The organism is Mammaliicoccus sp. Dog046 (assembly GCF_034039665.1).
Lineage (GTDB): Bacteria > Bacillota > Bacilli > Staphylococcales > Staphylococcaceae > Mammaliicoccus.
Genome location: NZ_CP120131.1, coordinates 2,117,597 through 2,138,534, shown reverse-complemented (window position 1 = coordinate 2,138,534; position 20,938 = coordinate 2,117,597). Strand labels below are relative to the sequence as shown.

At 33.6% G+C, this 20,938-nt stretch carries 20 protein-coding genes; 14 read left to right on the top strand and 6 right to left on the bottom strand.

Annotated elements, in window-relative coordinates:
* The first annotated feature begins 1 nt into the window (after window position 1).
* A complete protein-coding gene (locus P3U32_RS10625; RefSeq protein ID WP_323703113.1) occupies window positions 2–472 on the top strand; it encodes a 2-thiouracil desulfurase family protein in 471 nt (156 codons plus the stop codon).
* Here P3U32_RS10625 and P3U32_RS10620 read toward each other — a convergent pair.
* Window positions 447–1,016, bottom strand: coding sequence for an LOG family protein (locus P3U32_RS10620; RefSeq protein ID WP_323703112.1), 570 nt, complete (start codon window positions 1,014–1,016; stop codon window positions 447–449). The two genes, P3U32_RS10625 and P3U32_RS10620, sit on opposite strands and share 26 nt — an antisense overlap.
* A gap of 54 nt (window positions 1,017–1,070) precedes the next feature.
* On the opposite strand from P3U32_RS10620, the gene P3U32_RS10615 reads away from it, so the two are divergent.
* A complete protein-coding gene (locus P3U32_RS10615) occupies window positions 1,071–1,322 on the top strand; it encodes a hypothetical protein (protein WP_323703111.1) in 252 nt (83 codons plus the stop codon).
* Window positions 1,323–1,370: 48 nt separating this feature from the next.
* Here the strand turns inward: P3U32_RS10615 and P3U32_RS10610 are convergent, their stop codons facing one another.
* From P3U32_RS10610 to P3U32_RS10600, 3 genes are all read right to left on the bottom strand, one after another.
* The gene (locus tag P3U32_RS10610) at window positions 1,371–1,814 is read right to left on the bottom strand and encodes a YaiI/YqxD family protein (RefSeq protein ID WP_416361249.1); all 444 of its coding nucleotides are present in this window, start codon (window positions 1,812–1,814) and stop codon (window positions 1,371–1,373) included.
* A complete protein-coding gene (locus P3U32_RS10605; protein WP_323703109.1) occupies window positions 1,814–2,659 on the bottom strand; it encodes a hypothetical protein in 846 nt (281 codons plus the stop codon). Before P3U32_RS10605 ends, P3U32_RS10610 begins: the two co-directional genes overlap by 1 nt.
* Before the next feature lie 88 nt (window positions 2,660–2,747).
* A complete protein-coding gene (locus tag P3U32_RS10600) occupies window positions 2,748–3,590 on the bottom strand; it encodes an undecaprenyl-diphosphate phosphatase (RefSeq protein WP_323703108.1) in 843 nt (280 codons plus the stop codon).
* A 922-nt stretch (window positions 3,591–4,512) separates the two neighbouring features.
* On the opposite strand from P3U32_RS10600, the gene P3U32_RS10595 reads away from it, so the two are divergent.
* Both P3U32_RS10595 and cydC read left to right on the top strand, forming a co-directional pair.
* A complete protein-coding gene (locus tag P3U32_RS10595; RefSeq protein WP_323703107.1) occupies window positions 4,513–6,123 on the top strand; it encodes an ABC transporter ATP-binding protein/permease in 1,611 nt (536 codons plus the stop codon).
* On the top strand, window positions 6,120–7,793 hold the full coding sequence (gene cydC, locus P3U32_RS10590; protein WP_323703106.1) for a thiol reductant ABC exporter subunit CydC: 1,674 nt from the start codon (window positions 6,120–6,122) through the stop codon (window positions 7,791–7,793). The genes P3U32_RS10595 and cydC overlap by 4 nt, the downstream gene beginning before the upstream one ends.
* A gap of 352 nt (window positions 7,794–8,145) precedes the next feature.
* Here cydC and P3U32_RS10585 read toward each other — a convergent pair whose 3' ends face one another.
* Window positions 8,146–8,592, bottom strand: a complete 447-nt coding sequence (locus P3U32_RS10585; protein WP_323703105.1) for a MarR family winged helix-turn-helix transcriptional regulator — start codon at window positions 8,590–8,592, stop codon at window positions 8,146–8,148.
* A 200-nt stretch (window positions 8,593–8,792) separates the two neighbouring features.
* Here P3U32_RS10585 and P3U32_RS10580 point away from each other — a divergent pair, with 200 nt between their 5' ends.
* The gene (locus P3U32_RS10580; protein WP_323703104.1) at window positions 8,793–9,725 is read left to right on the top strand and encodes a CobW family GTP-binding protein; all 933 of its coding nucleotides are present in this window, start codon (window positions 8,793–8,795) and stop codon (window positions 9,723–9,725) included.
* A gap of 11 nt (window positions 9,726–9,736) precedes the next feature.
* The gene (locus P3U32_RS10575) at window positions 9,737–10,645 is read left to right on the top strand and encodes an aldo/keto reductase (protein ID WP_323703103.1); all 909 of its coding nucleotides are present in this window, start codon (window positions 9,737–9,739) and stop codon (window positions 10,643–10,645) included.
* 254 nt (window positions 10,646–10,899) lie between these two features.
* Here the strand turns inward: P3U32_RS10575 and P3U32_RS10570 are convergent, their stop codons facing one another.
* On the bottom strand, window positions 10,900–12,096 hold the full coding sequence (locus P3U32_RS10570; RefSeq protein ID WP_323703102.1) for a M20 metallopeptidase family protein: 1,197 nt from the start codon (window positions 12,094–12,096) through the stop codon (window positions 10,900–10,902).
* Between the two features lie 173 nt (window positions 12,097–12,269).
* On the opposite strand from P3U32_RS10570, the gene P3U32_RS10565 reads away from it, so the two are divergent.
* The 8 genes from P3U32_RS10565 to P3U32_RS10530 all read left to right on the top strand — a co-directional run bounded on the left by P3U32_RS10565 (window position 12,270) and on the right by P3U32_RS10530 (window position 20,871).
* The gene (locus P3U32_RS10565) at window positions 12,270–13,028 is read left to right on the top strand and encodes a DeoR/GlpR family DNA-binding transcription regulator (protein WP_323703101.1); all 759 of its coding nucleotides are present in this window, start codon (window positions 12,270–12,272) and stop codon (window positions 13,026–13,028) included.
* Window positions 13,028–13,939, top strand: a complete 912-nt coding sequence (pfkB, locus tag P3U32_RS10560) for a 1-phosphofructokinase (protein WP_323703100.1) — start codon at window positions 13,028–13,030, stop codon at window positions 13,937–13,939. The genes P3U32_RS10565 and pfkB overlap by 1 nt, the downstream gene beginning before the upstream one ends.
* Window positions 13,940–13,957: 18 nt before the next feature.
* The gene (locus P3U32_RS10555; RefSeq protein WP_323703099.1) at window positions 13,958–15,892 is read left to right on the top strand and encodes a PTS fructose transporter subunit IIABC; all 1,935 of its coding nucleotides are present in this window, start codon (window positions 13,958–13,960) and stop codon (window positions 15,890–15,892) included.
* Between the two features lie 161 nt (window positions 15,893–16,053).
* Window positions 16,054–16,842: an alpha/beta fold hydrolase gene (locus tag P3U32_RS10550; protein ID WP_323703098.1), complete on the top strand. Its 789-nt coding sequence runs from the start codon at window positions 16,054–16,056 to the stop codon at window positions 16,840–16,842.
* A 211-nt stretch (window positions 16,843–17,053) separates the two neighbouring features.
* Window positions 17,054–18,400 carry a hemolysin family protein gene (locus P3U32_RS10545; RefSeq protein ID WP_323703097.1) on the top strand — a complete coding sequence of 449 codons (1,347 nt, stop codon included), beginning with the start codon at window positions 17,054–17,056 and terminating at the stop codon, window positions 18,398–18,400.
* Between the two features lie 3 nt (window positions 18,401–18,403).
* Window positions 18,404–18,718 carry a DUF3817 domain-containing protein gene (locus P3U32_RS10540; RefSeq protein ID WP_323703096.1) on the top strand — a complete coding sequence of 105 codons (315 nt, stop codon included), beginning with the start codon at window positions 18,404–18,406 and terminating at the stop codon, window positions 18,716–18,718.
* 589 nt (window positions 18,719–19,307) lie between these two features.
* A complete protein-coding gene (locus P3U32_RS10535) occupies window positions 19,308–20,030 on the top strand; it encodes a pseudouridine synthase (RefSeq protein ID WP_323703095.1) in 723 nt (240 codons plus the stop codon).
* 13 nt (window positions 20,031–20,043) lie between these two features.
* Entirely contained in the window at window positions 20,044–20,871 is an 828-nt protein-coding gene (locus tag P3U32_RS10530) for an aldo/keto reductase (RefSeq protein WP_323703094.1), read from the top strand.
* The last annotated feature ends 67 nt before the right edge of the window (window positions 20,872–20,938 follow it).

Sequence of the window (20,938 nt, the reverse complement as noted above, 5' to 3'; positions counted from 1 at the left end):
TATGATTGTAATTAGTGCGTGTCTCGTAGGTGAACGTGTGAGATATGATGGAAATCATAAATTAGATTTATTTTATAAACGTTTAATTGATGATGACCAAGCAATAACAGTTTGTCCAGAAATACTTGGTGGATTACAAGTGCCAAGAGAGCCAGCTGAAATTGTAGACGGAGATGGATATGACGTCTGGAATGATACAGCTGAAGTCATTACAACATCCGGTCAAAATGTGACTGAACAATTCAAACAAGGTGCTAAACGTACACTTTCAGTTATGAAAGACTTAAATGCACAAACAGTCGTTCTGAAAAGTGATAGCCCATCTTGTGGTTCATCAGCAATTTATGATGGCACTTTTTCAGGTAATAAAAAAGAAGGCGTCGGTGTTACGACAGCCCTTCTCAAGATGAATCATATAGATGTTTACGATGAACATACGTTTAAAGCTATTTCTGATAATCTCGAAGTTTAACAGGTTGAGCCATGTTCATTTTCGTGAATAAATCTGGAAGATTATCTTTAATGATTGCTAGATGTTCATAATCTTTACTTACAAATTCTGTTTGAATCAAGTGGTTGATCATTTGGTTTAAAGGTTCAAAGAAATGATTAATATTAAATACGCCGATTGGTTTATTGTGGAGACCAATTTGCGACCATGTATAGATTTCAAAGAATTCCTCTAATGACCCCGCACCACCTGGTAACATAATAAAACCATCAGCCATATCAGCCATCATTTGTTTTCTTTCGTGCATTGTTTCAACAACATGATATTCTGTTAAATTTTCATGAGCGATTTCACGCTCTCCTAGGAATCTTGGCATGACACCAATGGCAATGCCATCGTTTTCTAATACGCCGTTTGCAACAGCACCCATCATACCAGTTGATCCAGCACCGTAAACTAACTCATATTGATTCTCTGCTAAATATTTACCTAAAGCATAGGCTTGTTCAGTATAAACCGGGTCGTTTCCATTACTTGCACCACAAAATACTGCTATTTTCTTCATGTATATTGCTCCTTCCATATATGTATTAAAATAAAATGACTAGGGGGTTTGAATATGAATGTATTCTTAATGGTTGTGATTATTGTTTTTATTTCTACAGTAGCTGGATTAATTAAAAACTATCAAGATAAAATGGTCAAAATTGAAAAAATAAAATCCCAGCGTGTTAAAGACGAATTGGAACTTGAAAATAGTAAACATCAAAATTATTTACTTGAAACAGAAAAAATGAGATTAGAGTTAGAACAAATGAAAGAACTAGACCAAGTGAATTTGGAAAAAGCTAAAAAACAATTATTAGAATAGGGAAGTGAGACAAAAATCAATAATCACATTTGATTTCTGTCTCACTTCTTATTTTTTTATAAGCTGTTTTAAAAAATTTGAAAAGATATCATGGTCTTGTTGTGTTAGCTTTTTAGGGCCTTTCGTTCTACCACCTTGTTGTCTCACTTGAGCGGAAATATGCCGCTGTGTTAACAATTGTTCAATATTCTGTGTGGTATATTCATAACCTTTATGATGAATAACATGTTGAGCTTTATTTAATAGTAAGCTTGCCAGACCATAATCTTGTGTAACAACAATATCCTCACCAGTAGTTAATTTAACAATTCGGAAGTCAGCACTATCCACACCATGATCAACATATATAGTAGATACATAGTCAGGATATTCTGCTAAAGAAAAATGATTTACACTTCTGATGATTAAAACAGAGATGCCAGTGTTTTCGACGATACGTATAATATCATCTGTAACAGGACAAGCATCTCCATCTATAATGATACGTTCAATCATTTATTGCGACGTAATCTTTTTTTATTTTGGTCATGGTAAATTGTATGTTGTTCATACGGAAATGCTTGAATGTGTTCCGCCATAGATGCTTTATGTTTATTAAATAAAGCGTGGTCTTTATTTTCTGGCTTCTCGTTTCTTACACGTTCGTCAATCAGCGCTTGAATATTTGGTGTTGTAGTTGTTGCAGTATTTGATTCATCTTTTGATGATTCTGATTCAGTTGATTCTGAAGTTGCTACTGCTTGTGCATCATGTTGCTCATATTCTTTAATTTCATCAATACGTGCTTGTTTATTCTCCTCAGCAAGTTGTTGCTCTTGTTGTTCTCTTTCTTCGATGTTCTTCTGAAGTTTTTTATCCAATTTAGTTACCTCTTTTTTGTTTTCTTTTTCTAGTTTTTGACCTTTTTTAGCTTGTTTGTTTTCTTGGTTTTGATAATATTCTAAAGATTTAAGACGTTCTTTTTTATTTTCTTTACGTGCTTTTTCTTCTTCTTTGTTTCTGTTTTGAATATTTTTTTGAAGTTTTTTATCTAATTGATCGATTTCTTTTTGTTTCAATTTTTCTTCTTTTTTCTCTTCTTTAAAAGGTTGTTTCATTTGTTTGTTGTAATCATAAAGACGTTTCTTTTGAACGACATAAGATTTCACAGGTTGTGATTTCTCTACGACAACGTCTCTTGTAGCAATAGATTTATCTTTAACTTTATGAGAAATATTTACTGTTGTGTCTGTGACGTTTTTAACATCTGGATGATCTTTGATTTTTTTTCGTTCTAGAATAAGTGGTACTAAGACTAATGGTAACGTATTAACGACTAATTTTACTTTATCATTCATGAATAATTCCTCCGTATCAGTTTGTATTAATATATCTTATACAAATACCCTTTCACTACATGTTTGAAACTGTAGATTAATTGAGGTATTAAATGTTAGAGCCGATGCCGAAACCGAAGTAAGCAATTGCGATGATAATAACTAAAATGATTCGATAAATCGCAAATGGTATTAATTTCACTCGGTTAATGAGTTTCAAGAATAATTTAATTGATATTAAACCGAAAACAAATGCGGCAATAAATCCAACGATATAAAATGGAATTTGATCCACCGTGATGTATTTTAAATTTCCTAACAATGCTTTTGCACTTGCAGCAAACATAATTGGAACTGCCATAATGAATGTGAAATCTGATGCTGCTTTGTGATCTAATTTTAGAAATACACCAGTCGAGATTGTTGATCCAGAACGACTGAATCCAGGCCATAGTGCAATCGCTTGTGATAATCCGATAACGAATGCTTTTGGATAATTCATACCGTCTACTGTATGTGGATTTGTGACACGTTTTGAATAAATATCGGCAGCAATCATATAAACTGCACCGAGTAGTAATCCTATTAAAACAGTTGGTACACTGAATAAATGTTTCTCGATGAAATCATCGAATAATAATCCAAGAATACCTGCTGGCACAAGACCAACGATAATATGTGATAATTTTAAATGATGCTTTTTCTGTTCGTTCTTCTTGATGTGTAACATTTCTATATATCTACTTTTAAATATCCAAGCTGCAGCAAGAATAGATCCTAATTGAACGACAACTTTAAAGGTGAAAGCAGATTCACTCCCTAAAAACTCTTTTGATTTAAGCCACATGTCATCTACTAAAATTTGATGACCAGTAGAAGAAACAGGGGCAAATTCTGTTAATCCTTCTACTATCCCTAAGATAATTGCTTTTATTAATTCTAATATGAACATAGTTTAGTTACTCCTCTTTTTGTATGAAAGTCTGTGGTTATCAATCGACAATCACTGTATCGCTATTGTACCAAATATTGCATTATAATATGAAATATATTAATAGTACATTTTAGAATTTCGACAAAATGATATATTAGTCGGCATTTTTTATGCGCATGCTTTTTGTGGAAGTCCGCAATAAAAATATGATGAACATTGCAAGTGGGGCCTGACAAGCAACATTGAGACGGGGAACATTGCAAGTGGAGGTCGACATGCAACATTGGGACGCTGAACATTGCAAGTGGAGACTGACATGCAACATTAGAGCGTTGAACATTGCAAGTGGAGGCTGACAAGCAACATTGGAACGTTGAACATTGCAAGTGGAGGTCGACATGCAACATTGAGCGCTTGAACATTGCAAGTGGAGGCTGACATGCAACATTGAAGCGTTGAACATTGCAAGTGGAGGTCGACATGCAACATTGAAGCGTGGCTAACGAGATAGTTCTGGGAAACAATCCTGTTAGAAAATCTAACGAGATAGAAAGTAAAAACAATCTCGTTAGCGGGAAAAAGGACACCTCAAAGTCCCGTTTTTACTACAAAAAGTGAAAAAATAAAGTGCTAACGAGATAGTTCTAGGAAACAATCCTGTTAGAAAATCTAACGAGATAGAAAGTAAAAACAATCTCGTTAGCGAAGAAATGTACATATCAAAAGCCCGTTTTTACTACAAAAAGTGAGAAAACAATGGGCTAACGAGATAGTTCTGGGAAACAATCCCGTTAGAAAATCTAACGAGATAGAAAGTAAAAACAATCTCGTTAGCGGATTTCATCCATAAAAAAGTGTGTGCTCTCGTCTAATATATTAATAGTACATTTTAGTTTATTTTTAAATTTTAGGCGTTATAATGTAGAAAGGTGGTGACATTGTGAAAGATTTAACAAAGTATAGTATGCAGTATAAATCGTTACAATTCTTAATGTTTATTTTTTCATTATTACTTAGTATAACGGTTGTCGTTCAAAATATATATTTAGGTAAAGTAATTAACCAAATGCTCGTCCATAAATCTATACAAGGTCATTTATATGTATGGATTGGTGTATTGTTAGCTGTCTTACTACTTAGGGCGTGTTTTAATTATTTTAATCAATTATCAGGACAGAAGCTTTCTTATAAAGTGAAAAGGGATGTTAGACATCAATTAATGGATAAAGCATCACAACAATCTAAAGTAACTATACTTACAGAAGCAGTAGAAGGAATTCATCCTTTCTATGAATCTTATTTACCTCAAGTATTTAAATCAACAATCATTCCAATTGTTATTATCATTACATTGCTGTTTGTTCATTGGCCAGCAGCGGTAATAATGATGATTACTGCTCCGTTTATTCCTTTGTTCTATATTGTTTTCGGATTGAGAACGCGAGATAAAGCGAAAAATCAGATGCAATCATTAGATCGATTTGCAGCAGAATTTGTTGATTTAACAAAAGGACTTGTTTCATTAAAGTTGTTTAATCGAACACAACAAACAACGAATAAAATTCATCAATCTAGCACGTCTTTTAGAGATTTAACGATGGATATTTTGAAAAGTGCTTTCCTATCTGGTTTGATGTTGGAATTTATTTCTATGCTTGGGATAGGTATCGTAGCTTTAGAAGTTGGACTAAGATTAATTGTTTTTCACGATGTTTCATTTTTAGTGGCAGTGATTACATTATTATTAGCGCCTGAATTTTATAATGCGATTAAAGATTTAGGGCAAGCTTTCCACACAGGAAAACAAAGTGAAGGATATATTGAAATTATAGAAGATATAAACCAAAATCAAGAACTACAGAAAGAAATTCAAGTTGATTCTAAAATGGAAACTGATAAAATCATACAATTTAAAGATGTATCATTTTCATATCCAGAGCGTTCGGATTTCGCTATCAAACATTTGAATTTAGATATTATTGAAAATAGTCATACAGCTATCATTGGTAAAAGTGGTGCAGGGAAATCAACACTCATTCGATTAATACTTAATGAATTAAGTCCCAATGAAGGTGCGATTTATTATAAAAAATCATTAAAGTTGGGTTACTTATCCCAAAGACCTTATATTTTTAGCGCTACTTTAAAAGAAAATGTCACGATGTTCCAAAATGATGATGAACAGCAAGTTTTAGAAGTGTTAGATCAAGTTGGACTTACAGATAAAATTAATCAATTGAACAAAGGTATAGATACGATGATTGGTGATGGATATGAAATGCTTTCAGGTGGAGAAATGAGAAGAATCGAACTTGCACGTATCCTGTTACTCAATCCAGATGTTGTTGTTTTTGATGAACCAACGACAGGTTTAGATATTCAAACTGAGCAATTAATTGTAAATGCGGTTAATCAGTTTGCAAAGGAAAAAACAGTACTTACAATTGCGCATAGTGCATCAGTCATTAAATATGCAACGCACTTTATAAAGGTCGAGGATGGCGAAGCGTTTGAAGTGGGGAATCCTAGTGAAGGTGGTGACCAACTATGAAGAAATTAACCATTAAATTTGATAAAGACTTCTACCTTTCCATATTAATTGGTGTAGTTGGTATGTTAACAGCACTTGGTATGTTTGCATTAAGTGGTTACATGATTTCAAAAAGTGCACTCGGGACACCGCTTTATGCACTTATGATACTTATCGTATCCATTAAGTTATTTGGATTTGTAAGAGCAATAACACGTTACTTTGAACGTTTATACTCACACCGATCAACCTTTACGATGTTAAGAGATATACGTGTAGAGTTATTTAATTATTTAATTCCTATTGTTCCAAACATCTTTAGAAAATATCGTACGAGTGATTTGCTTACACAAATGGTTAACAATGTAGAACGATTACAGAATATATTATTGCGCGTGTATTATCCTCCGATAGTCATATTGATTACGACAGTGATAACAATATTAGTTATGATTCAAGTCAATATTTATTCTGGCATTATAATTGGTCTTTCAATGTTTATTTCAGTCATTTTAATACCAACATTGTCAGCGCGACGTGCACAATATTTAGCCACACGTGTGCAATCACATGAGGAAGCGTATATCGCAACATATTATGACTTTGAAAAAGGGCAATCAGAATTAAATAGATTTCAACGAGGTAAATATTTTAAAGATCAAGTATTAAATAAACAACATCAATACGAAGCTGAAAAATATAAAGAGCAGAGATTTTTAAGTACGTATGATTTTATGTTAAACGTAACATCTATGATCAGTATTTGGTTGATGACGATACTTTGTATTTGGCAAATTCTAGACGGTAAGCTAGATGCTGTGTTCTTTGCGAGTATGTTGATGATTACAATAACGTTATTTGAACAAGCGATTCCGATGACGAATGTTGCATTTTATAAAGCAGATACTGCGAGTAGTCTAGCAAATATAGAAGAAGTGATTAATCATACAAATAATGATGTGGCAACAGCGCATGTGAATAGTGACAGTCTTTATAAAGCTGAAGGATTAACATTTAAATATGACTATCAAGAACGTGCAACTTTGAAAGATATTTCATTTGAAATTAATGAAGGTGAGAAAGTTGCTATTATCGGTCCATCAGGTTCAGGCAAGACAACGTTGTTGAATTTGTTAATGGGCTTATATCAATCACATCAAGGTGCATTGTCATATCGAAATCAATCACTATCAAACTTGAATAAAGAACAGTATTTTGACCAATTGAATACAATGTTGCAGCACAATCATTACTTTGAAGGAACAGTAAGAGAGAATTTACTCATTGATGTAAATGATGATGAAATGAAAGCTGTGCTAAAAAGTGTGAATTTAGAACATATGCAATTAGATCAAATGCTAACTAAAAATGCAGAAAATATTTCAGGTGGAGAAAGACAGAGATTATCACTTGCGAGACTGTTTTTGAGAAATGCACACATATGGTTGATGGATGAACCAACAGCGTCATTAGATGATACAAATGAAGCAATTATAATGGAAAGATTATTTAACAAACAAGATACGATAGTTATCGTTACCCATCAATTAAAATATTTGCATCAATTTGATCACATCATTGTAATGAATGAAGGGCAAATATTAGAACAAGGCAGTTATAGCCAATTGTTAAATGAACAAGGATATCTGTATCAAGTTATGAATTATAATCAGTTTGATGTAGAAGGTTAGATGTCTTGATTACTTCAGAATGGGAGCGGGACAGAAATCTAATTTATAAAAAAAGATTTCGTAGTCCCGCCCCGGCAAAGATGACTAGAGTTGAAAAAAGCTTGATACAAGCGCATTTTCAACTCAGTCATCTACTGCCAAGATACTACAAGAGTCTGAGATATTACATTATGTCCCAGACTCATTTTCTTGCGTCGAACATTGCAAGTGAGGGTCGACAAGCAACATTGAGTATGGATTATGAGATAGTTCTGAGAAACAATCCTGTTAGCGTAATTTACTCATATAAAAATCGTTTTTTTTACAGTGAAAAAAGAGATTAAGACATAAACGTGTCTTAATCTCTTTTTAATTATTTCTCTTGATTAACGGTGTCTACATTTGCGATGAGTTTTTGTAACAATGTATTTAATTGCTCTGTTTCTTCATCGTTAAGTTTAGAAACATCTTGTATTAATTCTGGTGCTTTGTGTAGTTCTTGCTTCATTTGTTTGCTTTTTTCAGTTAAATGCACAAATACTTCACGTTGATCTAATTCAGATCTCTCACGTTTGATTAAGTCTATGTTTTCCATTCTCTTTAGTAAAGGAGAAACTGTACCTGTATCCAGTGCTAAGTCAGTGACTAGCTTTTTTACGTTGACCGGCGCTGAGTCCCATAAAATTGTAAGGACTAAATACTGAGGATATGTAATTTGATACTCTTTGAAGATTTTGTTTGAAAAATAACGGTTGACTTGTCTTTGTGCATTATATAAATTAAAACACAATTGCTTTTGGATACTTAAGTTATCCATCATAATCTTTCCTCCAAACTAAAATACAATGGTTCAAAAAAATTTCATTTCATCGTAATCATTATATAATGATTAAATTTAGTTTGTAAATATTTTTAATAAAGGTAATTTATTTGTAAAAATTAAGTCACAATTTCGGTTTTGACGGTAAGTTTTGTAGTTTAGTTTGATATATCATATAATTACGGAAAGGTGGTTTGAAAATGAGTACGAGTAACGAAACAAAAAGTAAAATGTCCGTCACAGTGTTGACTGGATTTTTAGGAAGCGGCAAGACAACTTTATTACAGAGATTAATTTTAAAAGCGAAATCATCTGGACAGAAGGTTGCAATTATAATGAATGAATTTGGTTCATTTGATGTAGATAGCAATTTGTTAGGAGATGATGTTACAAGTCAAAGTTTATTAAATGGTTGTATTTGTTGCTCATTAAAAGATGATATCGAAGTTGTGTTACACAATTTATATCATAAAGACAACCCGGATATCGTATTTATAGAAGCGACAGGTATTGCACATCCAGTAGAAATTATGGATGCATGTCAAAATCCTACATTAATAGATAAAGTGAATATGCCATTTATGATTGGTGTAATGGATGGTAAGCGATTTTTACAGCGTGATAAGTATACAAATCAAACGAAACATTTGATGGAAGAACAGATGACGTACTCACATTTTATTATTGTTAATAAAGATGAGGAGTTAACGGACGAAGAACGTGCTTCAGTGAAAGCAGCGATACAAACTTCTAAGAGACAACCTGAACTTTATTTTACAAACTACGCTAAAATAGATGATATAGATTTAAATGGTAAGGAAACTTGGTCAATAGAATCGCAGCATAAACATCAGCATGTAGGTATTCAATCAATGAGCTATACGTTTAGTGGGCCGATTGAAATGGCGCTGTTGATTCAATTCTTAAAAGATTTACCAGATTCAATATTAAGAATTAAGGGTTTCATGAAATTTAAAGAAGAGCCTGAACAAACGTATTTATTCCAATATGCTTTTGGCGTGCCTCAGTATGAACCTGAAATGATGAATATGCCATTAACAATTGTAATTATCGGTGAATCTTTAGATAAAGCAAGTTTGCGTAATAAATTAGATATGCTCAATTTTTCATAGGAGATGATGGGATGGAACGTATTCGTATAAATCAACATGTAAGTTATTCAAGAATTGTGCAAGGATTTTGGAGATTAAATGAATGGGGATTTAGTAACCAACAATTGAATGATTTTTTACACGAGTTAGTAGATCGTGGTATTACGACGATGGACCACGCAGATATTTATGGTCAATATACATGTGAATCTTTATTTGGCGATGCACTTGCATTAACACCAAACTTAAGAGAAAAAATTGAAATCGTTACGAAATGCGGGATTATTTTACCAAATGACAGTCACCCACATTTTACAGGTCACCGTTATGATCAAAGTTATGAACATATCATACAATCGGTCGACCAATCATTATTAAATTTAAAAACAGATTATATAGATACTTTATTGATACATCGACCTTCACCACTTATGGATCCTGAAGAAGTAACACGTGCCGTGATGGATCTCGTCAATGAAGGGAAAATCAGAGCATTTGGAGTTTCGAACTTTAAATGTAATCAATATGAACTGTTAAATGAAAGTTTGAAAAAAGAAAAATCACATATTTCGGTGAATCAAGTAGAAGTATCACCGTTGCAACTAGAAAATATTGAAGATTGTACTTTAAATAGAATGTTACAACACGATGTTAAAGTGATGGCGTGGAGTCCATTAGCTGGTGGTAAAATTTTCGATAAAGAAGATGAAAAAGCACAGCAAGTACTTTCCGTCATACAACCATTAGCAACGAAATATCAAGTTTCAGTTGGAACAGTTATTTATAGTTGGTTGTTAAGATTACCATCTAAAGTTATGCCAATTGTAGGATCAAGTAAATTAGATAGAGTAGACGAAGCAATAGCAGCAACAAAACTACAATTAACAGACCAAGAGTGGTTTGATATTTATGTAGCATCACGTGGAACAGATATTTTATAAGTATAAATGAGGGCTGAAACAATTTTTGTTTCAGCCCTCTACTATAGACAAATGATGAATGTATAGAACAATCCCGCTAACGAGATTGTTTCCGAGAACTATCTCATTAGCCATATACCTCAAGCATTTTTAGTGCTGACTTATGTGAGAAAGTGCCCACAGAAAGCATTCGTATAAAAAATGCCGGCAAAGTATATAACTTTGTCGACAATAGAGAAAGCGTGGAATAAAATTCCACGCTTTCTTTTTATATATTATTTTTTCTCTAATCTGTCTAGAGTGATTTCTCCTAGTGATTTAGCTGCTACTTGGAGACATTTTTCGTTTACATCGAATTTTGGATGGTGGTTCATATATGGTTCTGTTACGCCTTCTGGTTTACTACCTACGATATAGAATGAACCAGGGATTTTTTGTAAATAGTATGCGAAGTCTTCAGATCCTGTTACTTGTGGTATTTCAACTAGTTGATCGAAATAATCACCTTTACTTTGAGATAAAATTTCAGCAACTTTATCAGCTTGTTCTGGATGATTATAAAGTACAGGGTAACCGTAGTTGTAGTCTAGGTCATATTCGATATCGAATCCAACCGCAATGCTGTCGGCTAACTTTTTGATTTCTAAATACATTGTTTCTTCAAGTTCTGGATTTAAATATCTCGCAGTACCTTTAATTGTTACTTTATCTTGTATGATATTGTATCCGCCTGGTGCTTCGAATGCACCGATTGTAACAACACCCATATCAAGAGGGTCGATTCTACGTGAAACAATTGTTTGAACAGCATTCACGAAGTTTGTTCCTGCTACTAATGCATCATGTGTTTTATGAGGACTTGCTGCATGTCCACCTAAACCATTAATTGTTAATTTAAATGTTGAACTTCCTGAGAATGAAGGTCCTTTATTGTAACCGATAAATTCTGGACCTGCGACAGGTACGATATGGATACCATATACTTCATCTAAATCATCAAGTGCACCTGATTCGACGATTGCTTTTGCACCGCCTGGAGGTTTTTCCTCAGCATGTTGATGGATGATTTTGACTGTTCCTGGTAGTTCTTCTTTGATTTCGATAAGTGCGTCAGCAAGTCCCATTAAATATGCAGTATGCGCATCATGGCCACAAGCGTGCATAACACCTTCATTTTCTGATTTGAATGGTACGTCTGTTTCTTCAACAATTGGTAAAGCATCGAAGTCGGCTCTTAAACCGATTGTTCTACCTTCATGACCACCTTTAATTTCAACGATAATTGCATGTGCGTCATCGATAGGTTGCGTTACAGTTACATCTTTGTCCTTATAGAAAGCCTTAATGAAATCTGCTGTTTTAACTTCTTCAAAAGACAATTCCGGATGCTGGTGCAAGTGTCTTCTGATTTCAATGATGTCGTTTTCTTTCTCTTCAATCAACTTAAATAACTTTTCTTTTAAACTTTTCATAATACGCCTCCTAAAAATATACTAAAAAAGTATACCAATAATCGTTTAGTGCATAAAATATTTAGACTTATAAAACGAAAAAAATTTTTTGAATGATTTTGAATGAAAGTGGTTGAATGTGATTGACATTTGAATGAAAACGTTTTATTCTATCATAGAACAGGGGTGATTGTATGTTGACAGCGGAACGACATCAATTAATCATCGAAACGATAAATCAACGGGAAACAGTATCGCTACAAGAGCTTATTCAATTAACAGAATCTAGTACTTCTACTATTAGAAGAGATTTATCACAATTGGAGAAGAATGGCATGCTGAAACGTGTTCATGGTGGTGCAATGCATATAGCACAGCGTCATGAAGAAAGAAACATGACAGATAAAGAATTAAGACATCAAGATGAAAAAAGGGAAATTGCTCAATCAGCAGCACGACTTATTTCTGATGGAGATACGATTTACCTCGATGCAGGGACTACAACTTTAGAAATGATTTCATTTATTGATCAGCAAGACATTATTGTTGTAACAAATGGACTTACGCATGTAAGACCTTTATTAGACAAAGGCATTCGTGTGTATATGACCGGCGGAGAAGTGAAATCGACTACTTATGCAAATATTGGTGCTAATGCAGTGAAATCACTAGAAAGATATCGTTTTGATAAAGCTTTTATAGGAATGAATGGTATTGATTTGAAATATGGACTTACAACACCAGATCCTAATGAATCTGAAATGAAAGAAAAAGCAATACATTTATCTTCACAAGTCTATGTATTAATTGATCATTCGAAATTTAATGAAGTATCATTTGCTGAGGTTACTTATGAACATTCTATTGAAGTGTTAACATCTGAAAAGGCAGTAAATAATATTAGCAACATGGATCAATTTAAAGAAAAATATAATATAAATGGAGGATTATGATGATATACACAGTTACGTTTAATCCATCAATTGATTATGTAATGTTTACAGAACAATTTGAAGTCGGTGAATTAAACAGAGCGCACGAAACAAATAAATTTGCAGGTGGGAAAGGCATTAATGTTTCAAGAGTACTTAAGACATTAAATGTAGACAACACTGCTACAGGTTTTGTAGGTGGATTCCCAGGTGAATTTATTAAAGACGCATTAGCGCAATCGGATATTCAAACCGATTTCGTTGAAGTTGAAGATGACACTAGAATCAATGTTAAGTTGAAATCTGGTTTAGAAACTGAAATTAATGGACCAGGTCCAGATATTAGTTCTAATCATTACGAGCAATTTTTAGAAAAAATGAAAAATACAAGTGCAGCAGATACAGTGATTATTGCTGGAAGCGTGCCAAGCTCGTTAACGAAACCGGTTTATCAAGAAGTTGCTGAAATCTTGAAAGCTACTGGCGCAAAATTGATTGTCGATGCAGAAAAATCATTAATGAAATCAATCCTTTCTTATGGACCTGCATTCGTTAAACCGAACAAAACAGAATTAGAAGAAATATTTAATAAAAGTATAGATACAGATCAAGAAGTCATCGACTGTGCTAAAGAACTATTAAGTGAAGGTGCACAAGCAGTTATCGTATCACTAGGTGGCGAAGGTGCCATTTATGTAGATGCAAATACTAAATTAAAAGCAATCGTACCAAACGGACAAGTAGTCAATACAGTAGGTTCTGGAGACAGTACTGTAGCAGGTATGGTCGCTGGTTTAGAAACTGGAAAAGATATAGAATCATCATTTAAATTAGCCGTAAGTTGTGGAACAGCAACTGCATTTAATGCTGACTTGGCAGAATTGAATGATATAGAGAAAATTATTTCTGAAGTGGTTATTAAACACATTTAATACAGGGAGGGCATTACATTGAGAATAACTGAACTATTAACTAAAGAAACCATTGCAATGGATTTATCAGCACAAAGTAAAGATAATGTGATTGATGAATTAGTATCACAACTTAATGAAGCTGGGAAATTAAGTGATGAAGCAACATTTAAAGAAGCAATTCATGCTAGAGAATCACAAAGTACAACTGGTATAGGTGAAGGAATAGCGATTCCACATGCCAAGACAGATGCAGTTCAATCAGCAGCAATTGCTTTTGGTAAATCTATTGAAGGTGTAGATTACCAATCATTAGATATGCAACCAGCACATTTATTCTTTATGATTGCAGCACCAGCTGGAGGCGCACAAACACATTTAGATGCACTTGCTAAATTATCAGGCATTCTGATGGATGAGAATGTGAGAGCTGAATTGTTACAAGCTAAGAGCAAAGAAGAAGTACTTGATATTATTAACAAGCATGACGATGAAGCATCAGACGAAACGACAGAAGCTGCCGTTGCTACGACAGACGAAGCGGATACGGATAATGAAGGTTTAGTATTAGCTGTTACAGCTTGTCCAACAGGTATCGCTCATACGTACATGGCTGCAGACGCATTGAAAAATAAAGCTAAAAAAATGGGTGTGCCAATCAAAGTTGAAACAAATGGTTCAGGTGGAATTAAGAACCATTTAACTGATGAAGATATTGAGAAAGCTTCAGGTATTATTGTAGCTGCGGATGTGCATGTTGAAACTGACCGTTTTGATGGAAAGAATGTCATCCAAGTACCAGTTGCAGACGGTATTAAACGTCCTGAAGAATTAATTAACATGGCACAAGATACGTCACGTGAGCCATTTGTGGCTAAAGGTGGAAAACAAACAAGTTCAACAAGTAATGAAAAACAAAAAGTTTCTAAAGTCATTTATAAACATTTAATGAACGGTGTTTCTAATATGTTACCACTTGTTATTTCTGGTGGTATCTTAATGGCAATCGTATTCTTATTTGGCGAAAATTCATTCGATCCAAAAAATGCGCAATATAATGAATTTGCTGCAAACTTATGGAAGATTGGTAACGAAAGTGCGTTCCAATTAATCATTCCAATATTAGCAGGTTTCATCGCACGTAGTATTGCGGATAAACCAGGGTTCGCATCTGGTTTAGTCGGTGGTACGTTAGCAGTAGCTGGTGGATCTGGATTTATCGGTGGTTTAATTGCCGGTTTCCTTGCAGGTTATCTTACTGAAGGAATTAAATATGTATTTAAAAAGTTACCACAAATGTTCGAAGGTTTAAAACCAACATTAATTTATCCATTATTATCAGTAGGTATTACAGGGTTATTAATGATTTATGTGATTAATCCTCCAACATCATGGTTGAACAATTTACTATTAGATGGATTAAACAGCTTGTCAGGATCTAATGTAATGTTATTAGGATTAGTATTAGGTGCAATGATGGCTATCGATATGGGTGGACCATTTAACAAAGCTGCTTATGTATTCGGTACAGCTGCTTTAACAGAAGGTAATGCAACAGCAATTACTGCAGCAATGGTAGGTGGTATGATTCCACCAATCGCAATTGCAACAGCGATGCTTATTTTCAGAAAGAAATTTACAAAAGCACAAAAAGGTTCAATCGTTCCAAACTATGTGATGGGTCTTTCATTTATTACTGAAGGTGCCATTCCATTTGCAGCAGCCGATCCTTTACGTGTAATTCCATCAATGATGGTTGGATCAGGTATTGGTGGTGCATTGGCATTAGGATTAGGTTCTAATATCCAAGCACCTCACGGCGGAATATTTGTTATCTTTGCAACTGACTTTGGTCATGTACTACAAACGTTATTAGCAATTGTTGTCGGTGCATTGATTTCAGCAATCATTTACGGTTTAATCAAACCAAAATTAACAAAAGAACAATTAGAAATAGCTGAAGAAGCAGAATAATGAAAGAAATGAACACACGGATAACATAGGGAAAGCCATTCTATGTTATCCGCGTGTTTTTTTATGTTTTAAAATTGAATTATGAGGTAAATTTTTATATGATTAACTTACATATCAGCTCGTTATGTAGAATATGGTAAACATGGGGATAGATGCTAAAAATGTTATATTATAAAACGATAATAAAATCAGATGACTCAGAATGGGTTACATTGCTTCATGGTGCAGGCGGCAGTTCCTCAATTTGGTTTAAACAAATGAGATATTACCGAAAACACTTTAATGTTTTATTGGTAGACTTACGCGGTCACGGTAAATCTGCTAATAAAGAATGGAAGAAAAATGATTCATTTAAGCAATTAGCGAAAGAAGTCGTAGATGTATTGAATCATTTAAATATTAAGCAAACACATATTATAGGTATGAGTCTAGGTACTATAGTAGGCCAAACGATGGCTGAATCATATCCAGAAAAAATATCAACATTAGTACTTGGTGGCGCGATTATAAATGTTAATTTAAGAACAAAATTTTTATTAGCCATCGGGCGAACGATTATGAATTTTGTACCTTACATGTTGCTTTATAAATTATTCGCATACATTATCATGCCTAAAAAATCACACGAAGAATCTAGATTGAGATTTATTAATGAAGCTAAAAAAGTTTCTCAGAAGCACTTTATTAAGTGGGTGAAATTGACGAGACTTGTAAATCCATATTTAACGCATTTACAAGTTGCGACACGAGACATACCCACGCTTTTTGTTATGGGAGAAGAAGATTATTTATTTATGCCTCCAGTAGAAAGATTAGTAAAGGAAAACGAGAATTTTTCTTTAGAAGTTATCGAACAAGCAGGACATGTGTGTAATATTGATCAGCCAGACGCATTCAATAAGATTAGTACGCAATTTATTGTGAAGCATCAGCAAACAGCTGTGATATAATCAACAATGAAGAGATGTTTAATTTGAATTGGTGTAAAAATATGTTATACTTGAAATAATATGCTAATATCGGGGGAGGTGACGCTCAATGGGAAGGATTTAGTTTTAAATACAGAAAAAGTTGCACAATCAGTAGGACAAAATTATAACCAGGTGACATTGACGTCACCGCAAAATATTTGGAGGTGAATCCCTAGAAATAGGGAACTAATTGGAAATTTCGACCATAATAAACTTTATTATTTTCTTTGTATTAATTGCATTTACAATGGTATTTGTAGGATCTGAATTCGCACTTGTTAAAGTCCGTATGACTAGAATTGAACAATTGATTTCAGAAGGAAGTAAGTCAGCAAAAATCGTACACAAGATGGTAAAAGAACTAGATTATTATTTATCTGCGTGTCAGCTTGGTATTACAGTAACATCACTAGGATTAGGTTGGATTGGTGAACCAACATTTGAAGTGTTGATTCATCCAGTATTAGACTTTTTCAGTTTACCAGATGCTTTAACGACTACATTTTCAATGATTATTAGTTTTCTAATTGTTACTTTTATTCACGTAGTTGTTGGTGAACTTGCACCTAAGACTGTTGCGATACAACAAGCAGAACGACTTACATTAGTCTTCGGTAGACCATTGTACTATTTTGGTATCGTGATGAAACCATTAATTTGGTCAATGAACGGTGCGGCACGTATTTTAGTAAGGATGATAGGTATTCAGCCTACGAATGAAGAACAAGCAATGTCAGAAGAAGAATTAAAGCTTATCATGACACAAAGTTATCAGAGTGGTGAAATTAACCATACTGAACTTGCTTATATGCAAAATATTTTCTCATTCGATGAAAGATTAGCAAAAGACATCATGGTGCCTAGAACACAAATGATTACTCTAACAGAACCATTTAATATAGAAGAATTGTTAGATATCATAAACGAACACCATTACACACGTTATCCAATCACAGTAGATGGAGATAAAGACCATATTAAAGGATTTATTAACGTAAAAGAATTTTTAACAGAATATGCTTCAGGTGCACATATTAAAATTAACAATTATATTCATGATTTACCTTTAATACATGAGGTTACAAGAATCAGTGATGCATTGATAAAAATGCAGAAAGATCATGTTCATATGGCATTAGTTATAGATGAATATGGTGGAACAGCTGGTGTAATCACAATGGAAGATATACTTGAAGAAATTGTTGGTGAAATTCGTGACGAATTTGATGACGATGAAGTGAACGATGTCATTAAGACTGGTGAAGATACGTATCAGATTAATGGACGTGTGACACTATCCGAGATAGAAGAACAATTTGGAATTGAATTTTCAGACTCAGATGATATAGATACAATCGGTGGATGGTTACAAGCACATAATCCAGAAATTGAGAAAGATGACTATATCGATACGGACCATGATAAGTGGGTAGTTATAGATGTTGAAAATCATCAAATCAAAACAGTTGCACTGCATAAAGAATTTATTAAAGAACGTAAAAATATGTTAGATTTAGACGAAGAAGATGAGGACTAAAAAGTGAACAAAACAACTTTAACATCATTATATAGATTTACAGGATATTTAGAAGGTGGCTCATTATTGTTATTAGTGTTAATAGCAATGCCAATTAAATATATGTTGAATAATCCCAATGTTGTTACAGTCGTCGGCATGATGCACGGAGGATTATTTACACTTTATGTTATCACGCTATTCATTATGGCCTTTATTGTAAAAGTTCATTTGAAGTGGCCAATCATGTCATTTGTATTAGCTTTCGTACCATTTGGAACGTTTATATTAGATAGATACTTTGTAAGAAGCAATGCGTACCAGAATATAATAGAATAAATTGAAAGCCACACCCTTTAGAGGTGTGGCTTTTTTTATTTTTTACAAGTCTATTTTAACCTAAAAAATGGAATTTTTGTTATTTTTATTAGAAATCTTTTAAGCAAAGTCGTCGCTTAATGAAAGAGTTAATCTACGACATGAGCCAACTCTTGGATTAACTAAGGAATTAACTTACGACATGAGCCAACTCTTGGATTAACTAAGGAGTTAACTCACGACATGGCTCAACTCTTGGATTAACTGAGGAGTTAACTCACGACATGGCTCAACTCTTGGATTAACTAAGGAATTAACTCACGACATGGGCCAACTTTTGGATTAACTAAGGAATTAACTCACAATATGGGCCAACTCTTGGATTAACTAAGGAGTTAACTCACGACATGGGCCAACTCTTGGATTAACTAAGGAGTTAACTCACGACATGACTCAACTCTAGGATTAACTGAGGAGTTAACTCGCGATTCAACCAAACATCCACCTCACCCAAATCATTTTAATCCTCCAATATTTGTTTCTTTTTTTGTTTTAATGAAACGCATCATGTAAAATAGAAATATAGTAGATGAGAGAGGTACGCATAGTTATGAGAATTAATAAATTTCTAAGTGAAGCTGGCGTTTGTTCTAGACGTGGTGCTGATAAATGGATTACTGATAAAAGGGTGAAGATCAATGATGAATTTGCTACATTGGGTTCACAAGTAGAAGATTCGGATGTTGTTAAGGTTGATGGTGAGGTTATCACGATTGATAAGGGCTATGTCTATATCGTTTTAAATAAACCGCGTGGTATTACTTCAACAACTGAACGTCATATTAAAGGTAATGTTGTTGATTATGTTAATCACTCTGAACGTATTTTTCATATTGGTAGATTAGACAAAGATTCTGAAGGATTGCTTTTACTTACGAGTGATGGCGATATCGTGAATGAAATTTTGCGCGCTGAAAATGCACATGAGAAGGAATATGTCGTTTCTGTTGATAAGCCGATTACGAAAGATTTTATTAAACAGATGTCTTCTGGTGTGGAAATCTTAGATCAAACGACACTTCCAGCAAAAGTGGAACAAATCAATGATCGTACGTTTAAAATTATTTTAACGCAAGGGCTTAATCGTCAAATACGTAGAATGTGTGAAGCGTTAGGATATAACGTTAACAAGTTGAAAAGAATTCGTATCATGAATATTAAAGTGGATGGACTTAAATATGGTGAATGGAGAGACTTAACGAAAGAAGAGTTTGAAACGTTAACGTCAATGCTTTCATATACACCAAAAAGAGATCGTATGATATCCCAATAAGGAGCGGATGTACATGGTAAAGTTAAATAACAATATCGAAATTCCAGAGTTAGGATTAGGCATATATAAAATTGAAGAGACTGATGTTGAAAGAGTTGTAACTACAGCTATTCATGCGGGTTATAGAGCAATTGATACAGCATGGTTCTATAAGAATGAAAAAGCACTAGGTACAGCTTTAAAGAATATCAATATTGACCGTGAAGACTTATTCATTACAACGAAATTATGGAACGATTTTCAAGGGTATGATGAAACATTGAAAGCATTTGACGACTCAATGCGTGCATTACAACTTGAATACTTAGATATGTATTTAATTCATTGGCCATGTCCAGAAGATGAATTATTTATCGAATCATACAAAGCTTTAGAACATCTTTACAAAGAAGGAAAGGTTAAAGCGATTGGTGTATGTAACTTTAAAGAACATCATTTAGAAAAATTAATGGCAGAAACTGAGGTTGTTCCGGCGGTTAATCAAGTTGAATTGCATCCATTATTTAACCAAGCAGAATTACAAGCTTATTGTGAAAGTAAAGGGATTAAAGTGATGGCATGGAGCCCGTTGATGCGAGGTGGAGAGTGGCTTGAAAATCCTATATTAAGTTCACTAGCAGATAAACATCGTAAAACTGCAGCACAAATTATTATTAAATGGCATTTACAACAAAATCGTCTCGTTATTCCAAAGTCACAAAATGATGACAGAATTAAAGAGAACTTTGACGTATTTGATTTTGAATTAAGTAAAGAAGATTTAGAAGCAATTGATTCACTACACACAAATGAACGACAATTTAGAGATCCAGATGACGTTAAAATTGGTGACATGAAATAAAAAAATAAAACCTTCACATTTTTGTTTGAATTAAAAGATATTAAAAAAATATTTTTTAGTAAAATAA

What these genes read in the sequence shown, in the direction of transcription:
- P3U32_RS10575 (WP_323703103.1), top strand. Translation starts at nt 9,737, where the DNA reads ATGGAACGTATTCGTATAAATCAACATGTAAGTTATTCAAGAATTGTG.
- P3U32_RS10570 (WP_323703102.1), bottom strand. Translation starts at nt 12,096, where the DNA reads ATGAAAAGTTTAAAAGAAAAGTTATTTAAGTTGATTGAAGAGAAAGAA.
- P3U32_RS10535 (WP_323703095.1), top strand. Translation starts at nt 19,308, where the DNA reads ATGAGAATTAATAAATTTCTAAGTGAAGCTGGCGTTTGTTCTAGACGT.
- P3U32_RS10615 (WP_323703111.1), top strand. Translation starts at nt 1,071, where the DNA reads ATGAATGTATTCTTAATGGTTGTGATTATTGTTTTTATTTCTACAGTA.
- P3U32_RS10530 (WP_323703094.1), top strand. Translation starts at nt 20,044, where the DNA reads ATGGTAAAGTTAAATAACAATATCGAAATTCCAGAGTTAGGATTAGGC.
- P3U32_RS10580 (WP_323703104.1), top strand. Translation starts at nt 8,793, where the DNA reads ATGAGTACGAGTAACGAAACAAAAAGTAAAATGTCCGTCACAGTGTTG.
- P3U32_RS10550 (WP_323703098.1), top strand. Translation starts at nt 16,054, where the DNA reads ATGTTATATTATAAAACGATAATAAAATCAGATGACTCAGAATGGGTT.
- cydC (WP_323703106.1), top strand. Translation starts at nt 6,120, where the DNA reads ATGAAGAAATTAACCATTAAATTTGATAAAGACTTCTACCTTTCCATA.
- P3U32_RS10605 (WP_323703109.1), bottom strand. Translation starts at nt 2,659, where the DNA reads ATGAATGATAAAGTAAAATTAGTCGTTAATACGTTACCATTAGTCTTA.
- pfkB (WP_323703100.1), top strand. Translation starts at nt 13,028, where the DNA reads ATGATATACACAGTTACGTTTAATCCATCAATTGATTATGTAATGTTT.
- P3U32_RS10625 (WP_323703113.1), top strand. Translation starts at nt 2, where the DNA reads ATGATTGTAATTAGTGCGTGTCTCGTAGGTGAACGTGTGAGATATGAT.
- P3U32_RS10585 (WP_323703105.1), bottom strand. Translation starts at nt 8,592, where the DNA reads ATGATGGATAACTTAAGTATCCAAAAGCAATTGTGTTTTAATTTATAT.
- P3U32_RS10565 (WP_323703101.1), top strand. Translation starts at nt 12,270, where the DNA reads ATGTTGACAGCGGAACGACATCAATTAATCATCGAAACGATAAATCAA.
- P3U32_RS10600 (WP_323703108.1), bottom strand. Translation starts at nt 3,590, where the DNA reads ATGTTCATATTAGAATTAATAAAAGCAATTATCTTAGGGATAGTAGAA.
- P3U32_RS10620 (WP_323703112.1), bottom strand. Translation starts at nt 1,016, where the DNA reads ATGAAGAAAATAGCAGTATTTTGTGGTGCAAGTAATGGAAACGACCCG.